This is a genomic window from Nesterenkonia flava, from assembly GCF_031432335.1.
Lineage (GTDB): Bacteria > Actinomycetota > Actinomycetes > Actinomycetales > Micrococcaceae > Nesterenkonia > Nesterenkonia flava.
The window spans coordinates 1-1,799 of record NZ_JAVKGT010000067.1 but is presented as its reverse complement, the minus strand read 5'-3'; the positions used below and the strand labels follow the sequence as shown (position 1 = coordinate 1,799).

Genomic DNA, 1,799 nt, shown 5'->3' with positions numbered 1-1,799 from the left:
CTGGTGAGGCGGCTGCCGTGACCCGGGGCATCACTCCGGGGTCTCGCCAAGCCGGGGGTATGGGTGATGAGGTCACTAACGCCCTGATCATCCTGCTCATGGTCACCGCGGGCATTGCGTTGATCCTGCGTGTTGCTGGCACTGTCGCCGCTTGGGTCACCGGCGCATCCCTGCCGGAGGCTGGCCCGGCTGCCGGACTGGGGGTTCTGTTCAGCCCTGGTGATCCTTCCGCCGCGCTGGCAGCTGAGGGGCTACATCCGGTGGCCTACTGGATCATTGCCGGGTTGATGCTCGCCGGGCTGGCCGGGGTCGGTGCCTGGGTGTGGGTGCGGGTGCGCCGCTGGGGTCAACAGAAACAAGCCGATCCGCATCGGCTGGCAGGCACCGCCACCAGTGCCGATATTGCCAAAGTCGCCACTTCCAAGGCCCTGTTGCGGCGGGCTGAGACGCTGCGGCCTTCTCTGGCGAAGCCGCGGGTCGAGGATGTCGGTTACCTTCTGGGGACCTCTGCGGGCAAGCAGGTGTGGGCTTCGGTGGAGGACTCGATTCTGCTGATTGGCCCACCGCGTTCTGGTAAGGGCCTGCATGTGGTCATCAACGCGATCCTGGATGCACCCGGCGCGGTGGTGACGACGTCTACCCGGCCGGATAACCTCACCGCTACGTTGCGGGCGAGGGAGAAGATCGGACCGGTAGCGGTCTTCGACCCCCAACACCTGGGAGAGGGCATCCCGGCTGGGATGCGCTGGTCACCTATCCGGGGGTGTGAGGACCCGCTGACGGCGATGATACGGGCTACCGGGCTGGCTTCAGCGACTGGTATGTCCGCTGGCGGGGTCGAGTCCGGTGGGTTCTGGGAAGGCAAGACCCGTACCGCCCTCCAATCCCTGCTCCATGCGGCTGCGTTGGATCACCGGTCACCGGCTGAGCTGTTCCGCTGGACCCTGGACCCCTCAGCTGCCGCCGAGGCGGTCACCATTCTGTCCAGCACCCCGAGGGCGGCGACCGGCTGGGATGACTCGCTGGCCTCGATGCTGGAAGCTGACCCGAAGACCCGGGATTCCATCTGGCAGGGCGTCTCCCTGGCCCTGTCAGCGTTGGCTGATCCTCGGGTGTTGGATGCGGTCTCACCCAGGGCTGGGGAGGACTTCGACCCCGAGCGGTTCATCGGCGACCGGGGCAGCCTGTTCCTGTTGGCCACCGGCGCAGGAGCCGGAGCCTCAGCCTCTCTGGTGGCGGCGTTCGTGGAAGACCTGGCCGAAACAGCCCGGCGTATGGCCGCCCGATCACCAGGAGCACGGCTCGACCCGCCGCTGTTGTTGGCGCTGGATGAGATCGGCAACCTCGCACCCCTGCCCAGCCTGCCGACGTTGATGGCTGAAGGTGGCGGCACCGGGATCACGACCCTGCCGGTACTTCAGTCGCTGGCGCAGGCGCGGGAGAAGTGGTCAGAGAACCAGGCCGGGGCGATCTGGGATGCCGCGATCGTCAAAATCATCCTCGGTGGGGCATCGAACTCCCGGGACCTCCAAGACCTCTCAACCCTTATCGGAGAACGTGACGAGTACACCGATTCGACCACCATCGGGGACCACGGCACACGCTCCAACCAGCGATCCGTCCGCCGTGTCTCGGTACTGCCACCAGACCGGATCAGGACTCTGCCCTTCGGCACCGGGATCACCCTGCTGCGGACCGCACCGCCGATCATCACCGACCTGCGCCGATGGACCGAACGACCAGAGGCCGCTGAGTTGAAGGCCGACCGGGAGCAGATCGAAGCCATGCTCCAACACCAC

1 protein-coding gene is annotated in these 1,799 nt (G+C 66.5%); it reads left to right on the top strand.

Features of this window, described 5'->3' with window-relative positions; genetic code table 11:
• Window positions 1–59 precede the first annotated feature (59 nt).
• Window positions 60–1,799: type IV secretory system conjugative DNA transfer family protein (locus RH857_RS13455; protein ID WP_310538487.1), on the top strand; the 1,740-nt coding region annotated here is incomplete at its 3' end.